Raw genomic sequence first — 18,586 nt, forward strand, 5'->3', positions numbered from 1 at the left:
TTATAATGGGATTTCAAGGCTGATAAATCGGAGGTAAGTGTGACCACTACGCTACACTGGCAGGAACGAGTTGGTAATCAAAGAGATTGGATTTGGCACGGCTGGCAAACCCGCTACACTTACATTCGCCCTAGCCAAAATCACCACAATACAACACCTCTAATTCTATTACATGGCTTTGGTGCTTCCATTGGTCATTGGCGACATAATTTAGAGGTGTTGGGTGAGCATCACACAGTTTACGCCATCGATATGCTGGGTTTTGGCGCTTCTGAAAAAGCCGCAGCTAATTACAGCATTGAACTCTGGGTAGAGCAAGTTTATGATTTTTGGAAAACATTTATCCGTCAACCAGCAATATTAATAGGTAATTCCAACGGTTCACTGATTTCTATGGCTGCTGCTGCCACCCATCCTGATATGGTGCGAGGTATGGTGATGATGAGTTTACCTGACCCGTCATTAGAACAAGAAGCAATTCCTCCTGTGCTGCGCCCACTCGTCAGAGCAATTAAAAATGTTGTCGCTTCGCCGTTGATACTTAAACCTGTGTTTAACTTCGTGCGCCGTCCTGGGGTGCTGCGCCGCTGGGCTAGTCTTGCCTACGCTAACCCAGAGGCGATTACCGATGAACTGATCGAAATTTTAGCAGGGCCTCCCCAAGACCGGGGTTCTGCTAGGGCCTTTAGTGCTTTGTTCAAAGCTGCGATCGGAATTAATTTTAGTCCCAGTGTCAAGACAGTGTTACCAACCTTAACAATTCCGATGCTGTTAATTTGGGGACAAAAAGATCGGTTTGTTCCGCCAGCCCTTGCTAGTCAATTTGCCCAGTACAACGAGAAACTGGAAGTGCTGAATCTAGAGGATGTAGGGCATTGTCCCCATGATGAATGTCCAGAACAAGTCAACCAAGCTATTTTAGATTGGATTGAGAAGATGGGTTAGCGTAGGCGTTCGCGTAGCGTCTCGTAGAGAAGCCCACCGTAGCCATCGCCAACTGTTGGATATTCCCTAATATTCCCTAAATATTATGCAATGGGAGCGATCGCATCACTAATACCTTTAAATTCTTTGACACTTAGCCAATCGTGGCTTGGTTAGTGTCTACATCTGTAGTACCATGCACAGAATTGGCTACAGAAACCATCTTATTAAGAATTTCTTGACTGGGAACTTTACCTTTCAACACTACAGTGCTACCCGTTTGAGCTACCCAAAGGGTGTTAACATCATCGAGTTGGGGATCTTCATCAAATGCCAACGCTACCCGTTTTGCCAAGCCACTTTGGTCGTATTCCCCGTTTAATCCCAGACGTTCTGGGGGTATAGATTGAGTAGCAGTAGATGCAACGCTAGTACTTGGAGCTTGCGGTATGGCCTGTGCAGTCGGATTTACTTCTGCATTTTGAGGTTTTTCCATTCCAAACAGTCTTTTTAACCAACTCATATAAACTTTTCTCCTAATTAGAGACTCATCAAACGTAAGTATAAAAGGTTTACAGAAGTTCGGCATCTGCCAATGAAAAGATATACATTCCATTCAATTCATGCTGGGAGTATGATTTCTGTCCAATTTATCTTTAGAGAATGCAATGAGTGCAACCATTAAGTTTAAAATAGAAGGTCGCACTAACAATTTAGTGCGGTAGTACCTCTAGCGTAGCCCTTAGCTAGTGTCTGCGTTACTCAATTCCTGCTCTAGCCTCTGTTGGCGAAGATGAAACATACTCTTTCGGTTCTTGTAGAAGATGAGGCGGGTGTTCTTTCCCGCATTTCTGGTTTATTTGCGCGTCGCGGCTTTAATATTGAAAGCCTTGCTGTTGGCCCTGCTGAACAAGGAGGAGTCTCCCGAATTACGATGGTAGTCCCTGGTGACGATCGCGTTATCGAGCAACTCACCAAGCAACTGTACAAGTTAGTCAATGTCCTAAAAGTACAGGACATTACCGAAACTCCTTGCGTCGAGAGGGAATTGATGCTTTTGAAAGTCAATGCTAGTAGCAGCAATCGCTCAGAAGTGATCGAACTGTCTCAGATTTTCCGGGCGCGAGTCGTGGACGTGGCGGAAGATTCTCTCACCTTAGAAGTTGTGGGAGATCCAGGTAAAATGGTAGCGATCGTGCAGGTGTTGCAAAAATTTGGTTTGAAAGAAATTGCCCGCACTGGCAAAATTGCCCTAACTCGTGAGTCGGGTGTGAATACTGAGTTACTCAAATCTTTGGAAGCAAAGGTTTAGTTGGGAATTTCAATCAAGACTCAGAAATACTCAACAGCAAGCACATAAATCAAACACAGTAGAAGTCATAGTGGCAATTGTTACTATGACTTCTGCTTTAAGAACTGGAAAAAATGGCGTTGCATATTTGCGGGATGATTTTGCTAGTTTTGTGGGATGGGCATCTTGCCCGTCCCTTGTATTTCAGGGCGGGCGAGACGCCCACCCTACAAAAATCATCCCTTGATTCAGCAACGCCGAAAAAATAAATATCCTTCTTGAGAGAATACGCCTGGGTTAAAACTTGATTCTCTCTAACCTTAAAAAGGAGGGAATTAGAGCAAGCCTTTTTAAGGGGGATCAGGGACTTTTGCAAGTTTAAATCAATAGAGAAGTAACAATAACTACTAGCATACAGTTAAGCATCTGCGGTTATGTCTTTTTATATGCATAAGTTACGCCAAATTGGCATGACGCAACTAATAAAAAACTGCTACAAAGTTAATAAGCTAAATCACATTTAGTTTGCATATCTAAAAGTTATATAACTCTTGTGTGGGCATCTTGTCCGCCCTAATTATGCAAATTAAATCTGGAACAGCTTTGAAAGATAAAACATTAACAACAGCTATAGGACTAGTATTTGATTTTTGAAATACACGTAGAGTGTGTCATCGCTGAGAGTACGGCATCATTCCAATCTTGTGGTGAGTTACGCTCTGCTAAGACACCCTACAAGACAACTGAGATTTTTTCATAAATTAAATATGATTTCTATACTATTACTAATAGTATTCAACATAGCTATTGCTTGATTTAAAATGTTGAATTGAGCAGCAACGCAACAAATCATTGAATAAAATAATACATAAGCAAGCTATTTACAACATCGCTGGAAGGATAGAAAAATAATCATCAGCTGAACTGTCTTGATTTATAGAAGTTATTTATAGACATTGATAGTCTAATGCTAATTTAGTAAAATGTGACAGGTTTAAATTCCCTAAAACGATTATATAGGACTAGTATTTGATTTATGAAAAAATCTAAGTATATGTAGGGTGTGTTACGGCTTCCGTAACGCACCAAAATCTTCGGATGGTGCGTTAGCCTACGGCATAACACACCCTACTGAAATATTTTCAGAAATCAAATATGATTCCTATATCCATAGGGTAAATTGACAGTAAGAACATTTTTTAAATGGCTTAATTGGCTATATTTACTTGTCTAGAAAACTTGGAATATTCTACTTAATTGAGATGATTACCTACTTAAATTGTCTTAGAGGTTTTTACATACATGGATTGCTTATTATTTGTTTCTCACTGGCTACCTCAAAAATTAATTAGCAGCTTGTTGATAAAATTGCTAGATTTAAAAAACAAACATTTGTTTCTTTTTGATACTATTGTTTTTTCATTTACAGCCTTTTTTGCTCTCAATCTATGCTTAAATGGCAATTTTTCCATCCAAGAGTATAAAGCAAGACTAGGAATTGCAACAATACTTTTTTTAGCAGTCAAACTAACTGTATTGTGGAATTTTGGTTTTTATAGACTTTACTGGCGCTATGCCAGTATTGAGGAACTTCTATACATAACTGTGCTAATAGGTATTGCGGTAATAGTTCAAGCTGTATTCTTTGATGCTATGCGATTTATACCGTATTTAGCAATGGATAAACTGCCACAATCACTACCATTAATCGACGGTTTGCTTTCGTGTATTTTTATTGGTGGGTTGCGTTTCAGTATTCGGATTGTAGAAAGAATCAGCCAGCAACATACAGTATTTAAGCCACAAGACCGTGTATTGATAGTTGGTGCTGGCAATGCTGGCGTCTCTCTTGTACAAGAAATGCAAAGAAATCCTCAATTAGGGTTTCATCCTGTTGCTTTTATTGACGATGATCCGCGCAAGTTTCGTGCATATATACGTGGTATTCCTGTAGTAGGCGATCGCTATCAAATTCCTGATGTTTTAAAATCTCTCAAAATTCATAAAGTTATCATTGCGATGCCTACCGTTACAGGTGGAGTCATTCGGGAAATTCTAGATATTTGCAAAGCAACTGGAACTCAAACTAGCACTTTACCAGGCATACATGAAATCCTCAATGGTCGTGTGCGAGTTGACAGCATCCGGGATGTACGAATTGAAGATTTACTCAGACGAGAACCTGTACAAATAGATATTGATCAAGTTGCTCAATTTCTCAAAGGTAAAACAGTACTGATCACAGGCTCAGGTGGATCAATTGGTAGCGAACTTTGCCGTCAAATTTTTAAATGCAATCCTGCTGAAATGATCCTTGTAGGACATGGAGAAAATTCTGTGTTCAATATCCAACAAGAACTAGAACAACTTATTCAAGTTATCGAAAATGAGGGTAAATCTTTAAGAGACACTCCTCGTATTTCAACCTTTATTGCAGATATTCGCTTTAAGTCTCGATTAGAACATGCATTCGAGCTATTCCAACCTGATGTAATTTTTCACGCTGCGGCTCATAAACACGTCCCTCTGATGGAATTAAATCCAGTTGAAGCAATCACCAACAATGTCATGGGGACAAAAAATTTACTAGAACTATCACTGCAATATGATGTGAAACATTTCGTGATGATTTCTACAGACAAAGCAGTTAATCCTACTAATGTTATGGGTGCTAGTAAGAGAGTCGCTGAAATGTTAGTGCTGCAAGCCGCAAGAGAAAGTGGTAAACCCTACGTTACAGTGCGCTTTGGCAACGTTTTAGGTAGTCGGGGTAGTGTAGTTCCCACCTTTAAAAAACAAATTGCAGCAGGCGGCCCAGTAACCGTTACCCATCCAGAGATTCGTCGTTATTTCATGACAATTCCAGAGGCCGTTCAACTAGTTTTGCAGGCTACTGTACTTGGTCGTGGTGGTGAAGTCTTAATGTTGAATATGGGTAAACCTGTGAAAATTGTTGACTTAGCTAAAGAACTAATTCGCCTTTCAGGATACGAAGTTAACCAAGATATTGAGATTGTATTTACTGGTTTACGTCCAGGTGAAAAGTTATTTGAGGAATTATTTATTCCTGGAGAAGAATATGAACCAACCCAACACGAAAAACTGTTAGTAGTAAAAAATGCTAGTAAGATGATTCCAGAAAATTTGTCTATTACTGTAGCGACTTTATGTCAAGCAGCAGCTAAAAACGATACGAGTTTTATTCTGCGTTTGCTTGAAGAACTAGTGCCAGGATATAAACCAAAACACTTAGAAAGTTATGCAGCAGCAAATATTCCCAGCAATACTTCTGTCAGAATACTGGCACAGGTAAAACCGTAAATAGGGTACAACAATGACAAAATTAAAATGGAAGGCAGAAGAATAAATATGTATAAAAACTATCAAACCAATAGTAGATTACAAGTATTGGATAAATTCTCTAGAGTTAACGATAGATATTTGACTGGAATTAAAAATATAGCCAAGACTTTTGTCACAAGAAGAAGTGACTGGTCAATTGGAATCTATACAGGTGAATCTCTTTTTGATTTTGCTTGTCCAAAAAAAATCAGTAATCCAGTTTTGACCGCTAAGGATATCACAGATGTCCCCGCTCACTTTGTTGCTGACCCATTTATGGTTTGTGAGGATGGCATTTGGTATATGTTTTTTGAAGTACTAAATGGTCTTCAAAATAAAGGAGTAATCGGATTAGCAACTAGCAATGATGCATATAAATGGAATTACCAACAAATTATACTTGATGAAACGTTTCACTTATCTTATCCATACGTGTTCAAATTTCAAAACGAATACTATATGATTCCAGAAACTTCTCAAGCCGATTCTATTCGTTTATATAAAGCAACTAATTTCCCAAAAAAATGGACGTTTATCAAAACCTTACTTGATAAAAGGGATTTTGTAGATCCTAGTATTTTTCAATACAATAATCTGTGGTGGCTATTGACTGCAACATCAGAAGACCGGAATATTCTGCGTCTTTATTATTCTCAAGATTTGACAGGTGGCTGGATTGAGCATCCTAAAAGTCCTGTTATTGAGGGAAATAAAAACAACACAAGACCAGCCGGTAGAGTTGTAGTACTCGATGACAAAATTATTAGATATACCCAGGATTGTGAGCGTATTTATGGGAATAAAGTTCGAGCATTTGAAATCACTGAACTGACAACGACAAGTTATCAAGAGAAAGCAGTTAAAGGAAATCCAGTTATCAAAGCAAGTGGAATGGGTTGGAATCAAATAGGTATGCACCATATTGATCCTCACAAAATTGGCACAAATAAATGGATAGCATGTGTGGATGGAAAGCGAGATAGATTAGTTATCAAACAAAATTCAATATTAGCAATTTTGCAAAAACGGATAAATGCTCGTTTCAAGATTGATAATTAAGACTTTTTACTGTATTAATGAATTGAATTTTCATCATCAATTAAGGAAAAAACAGATGTTGATTGTTACAAAGAAATTTATCTTTTCAGTGGGAGAAGTCTGGTTTGATGAAGATCCACCAGAATTAAGTAATGTGGATGTACTCCATTACAGACAATGGATACACCCGATTAAAGGTGGTCAGTCTGATGAATTTCATACAAGATTAATTGACCTAACTAAAAGTCAGGATGAACTATGGGAAAGTATTAGTATTAATGATAGATATAAGATTAGACGAGCAGAGCAAAAAGACCAGGTTGTTTATGAATACTTTGAGCATATAAACTCTGATATTATCAACGAAGTTTCTGACTTTTATGATTCCTTTGCTTCCCAAAAAGGGTTATCTAAGATTAATAGAAATCAGCTACAAAATCGTGTGAATGCGGGCGCCATTGATATTTCCCGGATCAAGTTACAAAATGGAGAATCTTTAATTTGGCACGTTTATTATTGTAGTCATAATAGAGTTCGCCTTTTGCATTCTGCTTCACTTAAAAATAGTAATGATACTTCCTATCAATCGATTTTAGGACGAGCGAATCGTTACCATCACTGGCAGGATATAGTGAGATTTAAAAATTTAGGAATTTCCGTTTATGATTTTGGAGGCTGGTATACCGGAAACACAGATCAGGAGAAACTAGGTATTAATCAGTTTAAAGAAAAATTTGGTGGAGAAATTGTCAAGAATTTTAACTGTATTAATGGCATCACAATAAAGGGCAAATTATATTTACATTTGTTGAAAATTTATATGAGTTTATCTCAATTACCATTACCACGCTTATCGAATTTTAGATTTTAGATTTCGGATTGAATAATTCTAAGGGACTCCAAAATAAAAAATATACAACTATTTATTGTGGGGTGGGCATCTCGCCCGCCCATAGTCAAAGGCGGGCAAGATGCCCACCCCACAAGATTGGATAATTTATTTCTTGGAAATCCCTAAATTCTTCCCAATACGGTATGAAAATGTGGCGTTTGCAAAGCTTAGTTGACTACTGGAAGCAACTGACCAGCGGCTCTATCAATCGCCAAATTTTTGGTGCAGCGATGATAGTTGGTTTATTAACAGGATTGGTGAAAGTTGCGGCTGTAGGTAAAGAATTGGTGGTGGCTCAAAGATTTGGTACTGGAGACGACTTAGATGCATTTTTAATTGCCTTGTTGGTTCCTTCTTTTATCATTAATGTCGTTGCTGGTTCTTTTAATACTGCTCTTATACCCGTCTATATGCAGGTACGAGAGCAGGAAGGTATAAAAGTAGCTCAAAGGCTTTTCTCTGGAGCCACAATCAGCGGCTTGGGACTATTAGGAATCACGACAATAGTCATGGTAGCTAGTGCCCACCTGTATTTACCATATATTGCTGCTGGGTTCAGTCCCAAAAAGTTAGATATGACTTTTCATTTGCTCTGTGCGATCGCACCTTTTGTTCTCTTAAGTGGGATTATTATCATCTGGAGCGCTGTATTGAACGCAGGAGAGCGTTTTGCTATAGCAGCTTTGTCACCTATTCTCACTCCAACTATTAGCGTCTTATTGCTCTTAATGCTCAAATCTTGGGGTATTTTCGCTTTAGCTGCGGGGTTAGTCTGCGGTGCAGCAGTAGAAATAACTCTTTTAGGAGCAGCACTACACCGACAAGGCATTTCATGGCTTCCCAAATGGTATGGGTTTGATACTCATCTGCGTCGGGTTGTTAGCCAGTATTTACCAATGATTGCAGGTGGCTTTTTGATGTGTAGCACAAATCTAGTAGATCAATCTATGGCAGCAATGCTGTCACCTGGTAGTGTAGCAGCACTGAGTTACGGTAACAAGCTCATTGCCTTCCCCATATCTTTAGCTACCACAGCATTAAGTACTGCTGTGATTCCCTATTTTTCCAAAATGGTAGCTTCTAAGGATTGGATAGGTACACATCGCACACTTAAGCGATATATGCAAATCATTTTTGTCACGACTACTTTACTAGCAGGATTCTTGTTTATATTTTCTGAGTCTATAGTCCAGATACTCTTTCAAAGAGGTTCGTTTACAGCTAACGATACTCAATTAGTAGCTCAAATCCAAAATTACTTTGCCTTACAAATACCTTTTTATGTCGCAGGAATTTTGGCTGTTAGGTTAATTTCTGCAATGCAATTAAATCATATATTGATGTGGGGATCTGCTTGTAACTTAACCATCAATATTTTTCTGAATTATGTGTTTATGCAATGGTTTGGTGTTACAGGTATCGCTTTATCTACTGCTTGTGTTTATATTTTTTCATTCTTCTTCTTAACCTATTTTTCCAATAAAAAACTAATCAAACAGGAGTCAGAATACAGAATTCAGAATTCAGAATAATCTACCCATAAGGGTATAGAGTTTTAAGGCGAGAATATTTTAATTTTTTTCGCTTGACTTCGGGCGTTAGCGTCTCTAAGAGTTGTACAGTTTTAATCGATATTCGTCACCCACTCGTACAGAATTAATACTGAATTCTGACTCCTGAGTTCTGAATTGTTCTTATAAATTATTCTGCAAATTGAAACAAATTCACTACTTACAAAATATCTTATTTACAAAAATGAGACTAACACTAATTATTTATTCACTGACTTATGGTGGTGCGGAACGTGTCATGTCAATCATGGCAAATTACTGGGCAGCCAAGGGATGGCAAATTACTATATTGACATTTGATGACAATAAAATACCCCAATTTGATTTAGATAGTCGTGTTCTGTACACTCCGTTAGGCATCGCTAGCAAATCTCCCAATGCGATTATCGGTATCTATAATAATTTGAACCGCATCGGAACATTACGGAATGCAATTATCAACAGCAAACCAGATGTTGTGATTAGTTTCATGTCTAAAATTAATGCGATCACTTTATTAACAACGCGATGGTTGAATATACCAGTGGTGATATCTGAACGTAGTAATCCAATAAAAAGTTATTTAGGTGGGGCTTGGAAACAACTACGACAACAGACTTATCCATTTGCAGATCGGATTGTTTTTCAAACTAAAATAGCAAGAGATTGTTTCCCATTAGAGCTACAAAATAATAGCTGTATTATCCCTAATATGGTTGTATTACCACCGATAGAAAAACAATCATCGGACAAAGTTTTAAGAGAGCGATCGCTCGTTGCAATGGGACGCTTTGTCCCAGAGAAAGGCTTTGATTTACTGCTGCAAGCCTTTGCACAACTGAATAATCGTTATCCAGAATGGACATTGACAATTTTGGGAGACGGTAAACTACGCCCAGAGTTGGAATATTTGCGTAACCAACTTGGATTGAGCGATCGCGTTTATTTCCCTGGAATGGTGAAAAATAACTATGATTTTTTGCAGCAAGCGGAGATTTTTGTTATGTCTTCCCGCTTTGAAGGTTTTCCTAATGCCCTCTGCGAAGCGATGGCATCTGGATTACCAGTCATCTCTACAGATTGTCCCAGTGGCCCACGAGAGATTATTCGTGATGGCATAGATGGCATCTTGGTTCCAAATGAAGATGTGTCAGCATTAGCCGCAGCAATGGAACGACTGATATCTGATGAAGAACAACGGAAATCTTTAGCTGTTCGTGCGCCAGAAATAATCGAACGATTCAGCGTAGAGAAAATTATGGGAATGTGGGAAGAAGTCTTAGCTGAAGTTATTACTGACTTTTCACGTATGGAAAAGCCCACGAAAAACCTAACCCCCTAACCCAACGCGGGAAGGGGGAAATTCAAAGTCTCTCTCCTTTTAGGAGAGAGATTTAGAGAGAGGTTTTTCAGATTTAGTAACTAATTTCTATTTTCAAAAATATGAAAAAAAAGATTGTATTCCTCATTCGTGACCTTAACTATGGAGGAGCAGAAAGACAATTAGTAACACTAGTAAAAGCTCTTGATAAACAATACTTTGATATAACTGTTTTATGCTTTTACCCTAGTAGTTTATTATCTTTAGATAAAGACTTAAAAGATAATGGAATACCTATAATCTGTTTGGATAAAAAAGGGCGCTGGCATTTATTTGGCTTCTTTTGGGATCTTCTTCAGCATCTTCAAGGTATACATCCTGATATATTGCATGGATATATTGGAATACCGAATTTAATCACTATCTTCTTGAAGCCTTTTTTCCCCTCAACCCGCATGATTTGGGGAATACGCTCATCTAACGTAGAATCTAATTTTTACGATTGGTTAGGGAGTTTACTTTTCCAGTTAGAGTGTCTTTTATCTCGCTTTGCTGACCTAATTATTGTTAATTCTTATGCTGGTCGAACATATTACCTCGCTCATGGATTTCCTGCTAATAAGATGACGGTAATTCCTAATGGTATTGATATCGAATTATTTAAACCTGATCAAAAAGATCGGATAAAAATACGAAGCTCATGGGGAATTTATCAAGACATGATTTTAATCGGTTTAGTGGGACGACTAGATATAAGGAAAGACCATCCCACATTTCTTAAAGCAGCAGCATTACTCTTTGAAGAGAGACAGGATATCCGTTTCGTCTGTGTGGGTAGTGGCTCAGAAAAATATGCACAGGAGTTGTACGAACGGGCTAATAAATTAAGTATTTCTGATCAAGTGATCTGGGTAAAAGCATGTACAGATATGCCTGCAATATACAATGCCCTAGATATTGTTGTTTCTTCATCCTATACAGAAGGATTTCCCAATGTAATTGGAGAAGCGATGGCTTGCGGCGTACCTTGTGTGGTGACAGATGTAGGTGATTCTGCTTGGATTGTTGGTGATACAGATGTAGTAGTACCTCCTAAAAATCCAGAGGCTTTGAAAAATACTATGAAAAAGCTGATAGAAACTATTGGTATTTATGGGTGCGATCGCACTCAAATTCGACAGCGAATTATTGACTATTTCTCAGTAGCTCAATTAGCCCTTAAAACCGAAGCCGCTTTACTTGGTCTATCTCATGAATTCATCTCTAAGTAAAAAAATAGATTTACTATTTTATTATCAATGTGCCCTGGCAATAGTTGCTATTTTCACTTTTTTCACAGAAATTAATTCTTATTTATATACATCAGGAATTTTATCTCAACCTCCGTTGTATTGGATTATCTTTTTTGGTATTGCCTCCACCCCGTTGCTTTTTTCAAATAAAAAATACATCCCACGTCCTGTAATTATTTGGTGTATTGTTTTTCTCGCTGTTTCTTTTTTATGGTTCATACTATTTTCAATACCTACTGAAATTATTGTTGAAGAATTAAGGAAAAGAATTTTGTCAGTGATATTTATCATAATAATGTCCCTGATTTTCTCCAACAACAATAATATTCATCTCTGGACTAGATGGGCAATTTTTATTGCAGTATTAATGGCTGTCTTCAACAACATTTATGAGTTTTTTAATCCAATTGCATTTAATTCATTAGGCACTGGTGGCCGGTCTGCCGGATTTTATCTAAATCCCAATAATGATGGGGCTGCATTGGTACTTGGCATGATTTTTAGTGTGAGTCTATTGCAACCAATATATCGTTTGCCTTTCGTATCTATCATCGGTATCGGGGTGCTGCTGACATTTTCTAGAGGAGCTATTCTTGGCTGGTTAGTTACAGTTATTATTTTTACTATCACCCGTGTACTGCATCTGAATAAATTACTTTATTGGGTGTTGGGAGTAGGAACAATAATTATTAGTTTAGGCTCACAATGGTCAGAAGAACTATTACAAAATTTGAGCTTGAATCAAAACTCTCTTGAAAGAATTTCATGGTTCCAAAACGTTTCAACTTCTGATTCTGAAGATTCTGCTGATTCGCGTTTAGAAGTGGCTCAATTAGCTTGGCAGATGTTTACTCAGCATCCAATTTTTGGTAATGGAATTGCTTCAACTTTAACCTGGAATATGAATATATCTACACACAATATCTATTTATACTACATGGCAGACCACGGATTTTTAGGCGCTTTGATTTTACCTGTATTAGTATATGCAGTAATACAAGATGCCCGTGGAGAAACTAAATATATTGGCTTGGCTTTTGCTGCTTTTATTCTTCTTTGGGGACTATTTAGCCATAATATTTTAGAAGAACGCTACATCCTAATCATGTTCTCATTAATGGCTGCTATGACTGCGGCGATTCAGTTAGAGCAAAGATTTAAAGTAGGAAATTCACCATGAAAATCAAAAAAATGTCAGAGGATGTTTGAAAAGTTATCTTGTTGGTATCAAAAATTTTAGATCCCCTTAAATCCTCCGATAAATTGGGGGACTTTGATTCCATTTCCCCCCTTAAAAAGGCTACGGTAATTACCCCCCTTAATCCCCCCTTGGAAAGGGGGGAAAAAGAAATCTAGTTCCCTCCCCTTTGCAACTACGGTGTATACACAAGTCAAAAAAAAACTTGATTTTTCATTGTTCTCTCGTTTATCTCGTTCCCATGCTCTGCATGGGAATGCTCCTCGTTAAGGCTCTGCCTCCAATCTGGCATTGAGTCAGAGACTCAATGAATGCATTCCCAGTCAGAGACTAGGAACGAGGAAAGTCTTATCAAGCTAGGTTTTTAGGACTTGTGTATACACCGTAGCCCCTTTGCAAGGGGAGGGTTAGGGTGGGGTAATTCGAGGACTGGTAGTGATTCGATAACGTGTGTGTACACCATAGAGGGTTAGGGGGGATCTAAAAGTGCCTAAAGTGACAAACCTCTAAGAATTCAGCACCCAAGAGATCCTGAATTCTTACAAAAAAACTCAATTGGAAGGCTAAAATTCCATGTGTGGCATTGCTGGTTTTTGGAATATTTCTAGACAAGTCAACTCTGATGAACTGTGCTACATAGTTCAGCAGATGTCAGACACACTCTTACATCGAGGGCCAGATAATGGCGGGAGTTGGGTTGATGCAGAGATAGGTATGGCTTTGGGGCATCGACGACTGGCGATTGTAGACCTTTCGCCTGAAGGACATCAGCCGATGATATCTGCGAACGGTCGGTATGTAATTGTGTTTAATGGCGAAATTTATAACTTTTTGGAGTTAAAGCGTCAACTTGAATCACTAGACCATCATTTTAGGGGACGTTCTGATACTGAGGTGATGCTAGCTAGCTTTAGTCAGTGGGGGTTACATGAGGCAATTGGGCGCTTTAATGGGATGTTTGCCTTTGCCTTGTGGGATCGTCAAGAGCGAATTTTGCATTTAGGGCGCGATCGCTTGGGTGAAAAACCTCTCTATTATGGTTGGATGGGCCAAACCTTTCTATTTGGTTCCGAGTTAAAAGCTTTGAAAGTTCATCCCGCTTTCCAAGCAAAAATCAACCGTGATGCTTTAACAATTTATCTCCGAAATAACTACGTTCCTGCACCCTATTCAATCTACGAAGGCATCTATAAGTTACCACCGGGAACCATCCTCACTTGGAACGGCGTGGATACTCATCCCAATCCAGTGCCCTACTGGTCTGCAATTAAAGCTGCTGAGTTGAGTGTTCATGAACCCTTCACCGGGTCGGAAATGGAAGCTGTTGCACAGATGGAGGCGTTATTACAAGATGCGGTCGGACTACGGATGGTTGCAGATGTGCCACTAGGAGCTTTTCTTTCAGGAGGGATTGATTCCTCCACAGTAGTAGCCTTAATGCAAGCTCAAAGTAACCAAGCGGTGAAAACATTTACCATCGGTTTTGATGAAGATAGCTACAATGAAGCACATTATGCCAAAGCAGTAGCACAGCATTTAGGTACAGACCATACAGAACTTTATGTAACCCCAAAGGATGCACTCGCTGTTATCCCAAAGCTACCGACACTTTATGATGAACCCTTCGCTGACAGTTCCCAAATTCCGACTTTCTTAATATCCCAGCTTGCGAAACAGGACGTAACAGTTAGCCTTTCTGGGGATGGTGGCGATGAACTCTTTGCGGGATACACACGCTATTTTTGGGGTAACAACACTTGGCAAAAGATTGGCTGGATACCTCCAACCTTGCGCCAGACTGCTGCATGTACCCTGTCTAGCTTATCGCCTCAAACTTGGAATTGCGCTTTGGCTAACTTTCAAGACTTACTACCAACTAAACTCAAGCAACCTACTCCTGGGGATAAATTGCACTGGATTGCGGGAATTTTGGCGGTTTCTGATGCCCAAGCTTTGTACACAGAAATGATTTCTCATTGGAAGGAGCGAGAAGGATTAGTAGTAGATAGTTTAAAGCCTTTGATGAACTATTGCGATCGCCAACAATTATCGCAGTTACCCGACTTCATTCACCAGATGATGTACCTAGACACAGTGAATTATCTCCCAGACGATATCCTAGTCAAGGTTGATCGAGCCAGCATGGCGGTGAGTTTAGAAAGTCGAATACCATTTTTAGATCACCGCGTAGTGGAATTAGCTTGGCGCATACCATTGTCTCTGAAAATCCGTAATGGTCAGGGTAAATGGCTATTGCGTCAGATTTTGTATAAATATGTACCTCAAAACTTGATTGAGCGCCCCAAAATGGGGTTTGGGATGCCGATTGATAGTTGGTTGCGCGTTCCTTTACGAGACTGGGCTGAAAACCTACTAGATGAAAATCGGCTACAGCAACAAGGATTTTTGAATCCGCAGCCGATTCGCCAAAAATGGGCAGAACATCTTTCATCTGAGCAAGACTGGCAAAATTATTTGTGGGATGTGTTGATGTTTCAGGCGTGGTTAGAAGAAAACCATTAACCCGCATTTCTCACAAGCTTAAGGCGTTTGATGGAGTAGAGGAGAAGTAATGAGTAATGAGTAAGAAGTAAGAAGTAAGAAGTAAGAAGTAAGAAGTAAGAAGTAAGAAGTAAGAAATTTTACTCATTGCTCATTACTTATTACTTCTCCCCTGCACAAGCGCAGGCTTTAAGAGGTGTGGTGAGAAATCCGGGTTAAGTAAGTCGGCGTAATTAAAGCTAATTGGTAGGGGCTGTCACAATACAGTTCGGTTAAACAGGAGACGCGATAAATCGCCGTCAAGACGAAAGATTGATCCTTGTAGAGACGGCGATTTATCGCGTCTTCTCATGAAAATTTTGTATTAAAAAATGACAAGAGTAAGGAGAAATTTAAATGTCTCTATTTAACAAAAAAACAAGATTTCTTAACCGATTGAAACTTATCATCCTGATGCTAGGAACAGTATTTACTTTATTTGCTTGTTCAAGCATCGGGCTATTAGCAAACAACTCATCCTTAACTAATCATCCCTTTGTCTGGGTAACTTCAAATTTAGAAAGGATAAAACGAGAAGACCTACCAAAAACTAAAACCCGCATTGATTTATATGCTGCCCGTGGGGAATATGAACCCTTTCAAATCGGAATCCGCGCACCAAATAGTGGACTGACAAACGTTAATGTTTCAGTCTCAAACTTATCTGGCCCAAACAATCAAGTAATTCCCAATAATAATATTACGCTCTACCGAGAACATTACGTTAAAGTTACTCATTCCAGCCCTAACAAAAAAGGCAGTAGCAATCCCCCTTTAGGTACTGGATGGTATGCAGATGGGCTAATTCCATTTCTGAATCCTGAAAACCAAGCAGATATTAAAGATGCTGAATTAGATGCAGTTCCATTTAATCTTAAAGCTAGGAATAACCAACCAATTTGGGTAGATATATTTGTACCCCGCGACACTCAAGCTGGTGAATATAATGGCACTTATACTGTTAGCAGTGACCAAGGAAACGTTACAGGTAAAATCCACCTAAAAGTTTGGAATTTTGAGTTGCCGATAAAACCTTCGCTTAATTCTGAGTTCACCTTTTATGAACATAAAGATAAAAGCGACATGGTAGAACTTCTCAAACATAAGTTAATGCCTGACGCGCATTTTGATCCAGCAGATGAACCAGAATTAATGGAGCAATGGGGACTCCGTTCTCGAAGTCTTCCTTTTTGGAGCGGGGCTAATGTTAGTACTTGCAAAATGTCTCCAGCCCCTTCTCTTAAGAAAATAAAAACTACTGCTGCTAAACATGAATCTAGTCTATTTCTCTATACTAGATATGCTGATGAAATTGATAATTGTCCAAATCTGATTAAACCAGTAAAGCAATGGGCGCGAAATTTTCACCAAGCTGGAATCGCAACAGCCTTAGCCATGACTCCTACACCAGCGCTTTATGATGATGGTTCTGGAACTGGACGTTCTGCTGTAGACATCTGGGTAGTATTGCCAGAATCTTATGATGAAGCTCCAAAACAAATATCTGAGGTTCTGCAAAAAGGAGACAAAGTTTGGTCTTACAACGCTTTGGTACAGGATGGCTACTCGCCTAAATGGCAGATAGATTTTGAACCGATAAACTACAGAATTCACCCAGGCTTCATTAGCCAAAGCCTGGGACTAACAGGAATTTTATACTGGCGAGTTGACCTATGGACAAAAGATCCGTGGAACGACATTCAAACTTATTCCCAAGAGAAAGACTATTATCCTGGTGAAGGAATGTTGTTTTATCCTGGTAAACAGGTAGGTTTGACAGGAGTTGTCCCTTCCATGAGACTCAAGTGGCTCAGGGAAGGGGTAGAAGATTACGAATATCTCGAAATCCTCAAAAATAGCAATCGCCACAAGTGGGGGCTTAAATTAGCTCGGCGTGCCGGTATGGACTGGAAAAACTGGACGCGGGATACCAATCTGCTGGAATCAGTCCGGCGACAGTTGGGTGAGGAAATAGAGAAACTCTCTTCTCAATAAGCATCTTGAAATTAAGATTGATCAAAAAGCCACCTAAGTATAAGTGGCTTTTTCGCTGCGTAGCAGGTACTACTAGTACCGCAAGGCGGAATTAAAAATTAAAAATTAAAAATGAAGACAGCGTAAGGGTTTTGTTGATTGGGAATGGGTGGTTTATTTCCGCCGTGCTAGTGGTCTGTCAAATTCATTTTGACGGTTAGAGAGACGCGATAAATCGCCGTCTCTACAGGAAATTTATCCATCAATGATTTATTGACAAACTACTAGTTTCAGCATTGTATATGTCAGTTCGCTTTTTCATCTAAAATAGAATACTGATAAAAACCACTACTTATGGTTCTAATCACTGAAATTTAGATGTTTTATTACTTATCTAAGTAGATACAATATTTTTGTATTTAATGATACTTTAATATCCACTAGTATCTAGGCTCTGGATATGGTATCACGACTAACAGCCCAACCAACTTTTAGTTTTAGCAGGAATTCAAAATATGAACCCGCCGGAAGAGTACAGCCATAATAATTCCTTGGAAGTAGAAAAATGGGGATCTAATTCAGAAATAAATAAGCAGCATTTGAGCAGTAATTATATTAGCGAAAATAGCAACTTAGATAAAGTTAGAGAAATTCTTTTTGGTCATCAAACGCGAGATACTGAAAAAAGATTTGTCCGCTTAGAAGAACGTCTAATTAAAGAATTGGGCAATGTCCGAGATGAAACAAGAAAACGTCTAGATGCCTTAGAAAATTATATCAAACAAGAAGTGGATTCTTTAACAGAACGGCTAAAAAATGAGCAAGGAGAACGTGATGGTCAGGTGAAAGCTGTTGCTGAAGAAAGTAAAAATATAATTACATCTTTGGAAAACAAGATTACTCAATTTGATCAACAAACTACTAATAGTCAACGCGAGTTGCGTGAGCAGATTCTCAACCAATCTAAAAGCTTACAAGATGATATCCAGCAAAAATCTCAGGAAATCCTAGCTTTATTAGAACGGGAAGCTCAAGAACTTCGTAGGGACAAAACTGATCGCTCCAATCTTGCCGCCATGTTTACAGAGTTAGCTATCCGCTTGAATGCAGAGAACAAATCTTAAGCTAAAAGTTTAAAGGCAAAAATGTTGATTGTTGACCCATCAACGTGTCTCTCCTGTTTGCAACAAAATGCTACTTCAGATCAATTGTGAATTGGGAGA

13 protein-coding genes are annotated in these 18,586 nt (G+C 38.8%); 12 read left to right on the plus strand and 1 reads right to left on the minus strand.

Annotated features, from left to right (window positions below; all coding sequences use genetic code 11):
• Nucleotides 1-39 precede the first annotated feature (39 nt).
• Nucleotides 40-945 carry an alpha/beta fold hydrolase gene (locus HUN01_RS29000; RefSeq protein ID WP_181929063.1) on the plus strand — a complete coding sequence of 302 codons (906 nt, stop codon included), beginning with the start codon at nt 40-42 and terminating at the stop codon, nt 943-945.
• A 133-nt stretch (nt 946-1,078) separates the two neighbouring features.
• Here the strand turns inward: HUN01_RS29000 and HUN01_RS29005 are convergent, their stop codons facing one another.
• Complete coding sequence (locus tag HUN01_RS29005) at nt 1,079-1,447, minus strand: BON domain-containing protein (RefSeq protein WP_181929064.1); 369 nt, start codon at nt 1,445-1,447, stop codon at nt 1,079-1,081.
• Between the two features lie 270 nt (nt 1,448-1,717).
• On the opposite strand from HUN01_RS29005, the gene ilvN reads away from it, so the two are divergent.
• From ilvN to HUN01_RS29060, 11 genes are all read left to right on the plus strand, one after another.
• Nucleotides 1,718-2,236, plus strand: a complete 519-nt coding sequence (ilvN, locus tag HUN01_RS29010; protein WP_069069184.1) for an acetolactate synthase small subunit — start codon at nt 1,718-1,720, stop codon at nt 2,234-2,236.
• Nucleotides 2,237-3,517: 1,281 nt separating this feature from the next.
• Nucleotides 3,518-5,536 carry a polysaccharide biosynthesis protein gene (locus HUN01_RS29015; RefSeq protein ID WP_181929065.1) on the plus strand — a complete coding sequence of 673 codons (2,019 nt, stop codon included), beginning with the start codon at nt 3,518-3,520 and terminating at the stop codon, nt 5,534-5,536.
• Nucleotides 5,537-5,563: 27 nt separating this feature from the next.
• The gene (locus HUN01_RS29020) at nt 5,564-6,616 is read left to right on the plus strand and encodes a glucosamine inositolphosphorylceramide transferase family protein (protein WP_181929066.1); all 1,053 of its coding nucleotides are present in this window, start codon (nt 5,564-5,566) and stop codon (nt 6,614-6,616) included.
• A gap of 55 nt (nt 6,617-6,671) precedes the next feature.
• Entirely contained in the window at nt 6,672-7,466 is a 795-nt protein-coding gene (locus tag HUN01_RS29025; RefSeq protein ID WP_181929067.1) for a hypothetical protein, read from the plus strand.
• Nucleotides 7,467-7,630: 164 nt separating this feature from the next.
• Complete coding sequence (gene murJ, locus HUN01_RS29030; RefSeq protein WP_181929068.1) at nt 7,631-9,019, plus strand: murein biosynthesis integral membrane protein MurJ; 1,389 nt, start codon at nt 7,631-7,633, stop codon at nt 9,017-9,019.
• A 223-nt stretch (nt 9,020-9,242) separates the two neighbouring features.
• Nucleotides 9,243-10,379, plus strand: coding sequence for a glycosyltransferase family 4 protein (locus HUN01_RS29035; RefSeq protein ID WP_181929069.1), 1,137 nt, complete (start codon nt 9,243-9,245; stop codon nt 10,377-10,379).
• A 101-nt stretch (nt 10,380-10,480) separates the two neighbouring features.
• Nucleotides 10,481-11,629, plus strand: a complete 1,149-nt coding sequence (locus HUN01_RS29040; RefSeq protein ID WP_181929070.1) for a glycosyltransferase — start codon at nt 10,481-10,483, stop codon at nt 11,627-11,629.
• Nucleotides 11,610-12,830, plus strand: coding sequence for an O-antigen ligase family protein (locus HUN01_RS29045; protein ID WP_181929071.1), 1,221 nt, complete (start codon nt 11,610-11,612; stop codon nt 12,828-12,830). Before HUN01_RS29040 ends, HUN01_RS29045 begins: the two co-directional genes overlap by 20 nt.
• 591 nt (nt 12,831-13,421) lie before the next feature.
• Nucleotides 13,422-15,371, plus strand: a complete 1,950-nt coding sequence (asnB, locus tag HUN01_RS29050; protein WP_181929072.1) for an asparagine synthase (glutamine-hydrolyzing) — start codon at nt 13,422-13,424, stop codon at nt 15,369-15,371.
• Between the two features lie 375 nt (nt 15,372-15,746).
• A complete protein-coding gene (locus tag HUN01_RS29055; protein ID WP_181929073.1) occupies nt 15,747-17,384 on the plus strand; it encodes a DUF4091 domain-containing protein in 1,638 nt (545 codons plus the stop codon).
• A gap of 494 nt (nt 17,385-17,878) precedes the next feature.
• Complete coding sequence (locus HUN01_RS29060) at nt 17,879-18,487, plus strand: hypothetical protein (RefSeq protein ID WP_181929074.1); 609 nt, start codon at nt 17,879-17,881, stop codon at nt 18,485-18,487.
• The last annotated feature ends 99 nt before the right edge of the window (nt 18,488-18,586 follow it).

Source organism: Nostoc edaphicum CCNP1411 (assembly GCF_014023275.1).
In the GTDB taxonomy this organism is placed as follows: domain Bacteria; phylum Cyanobacteriota; class Cyanobacteriia; order Cyanobacteriales; family Nostocaceae; genus Nostoc; species Nostoc edaphicum_A.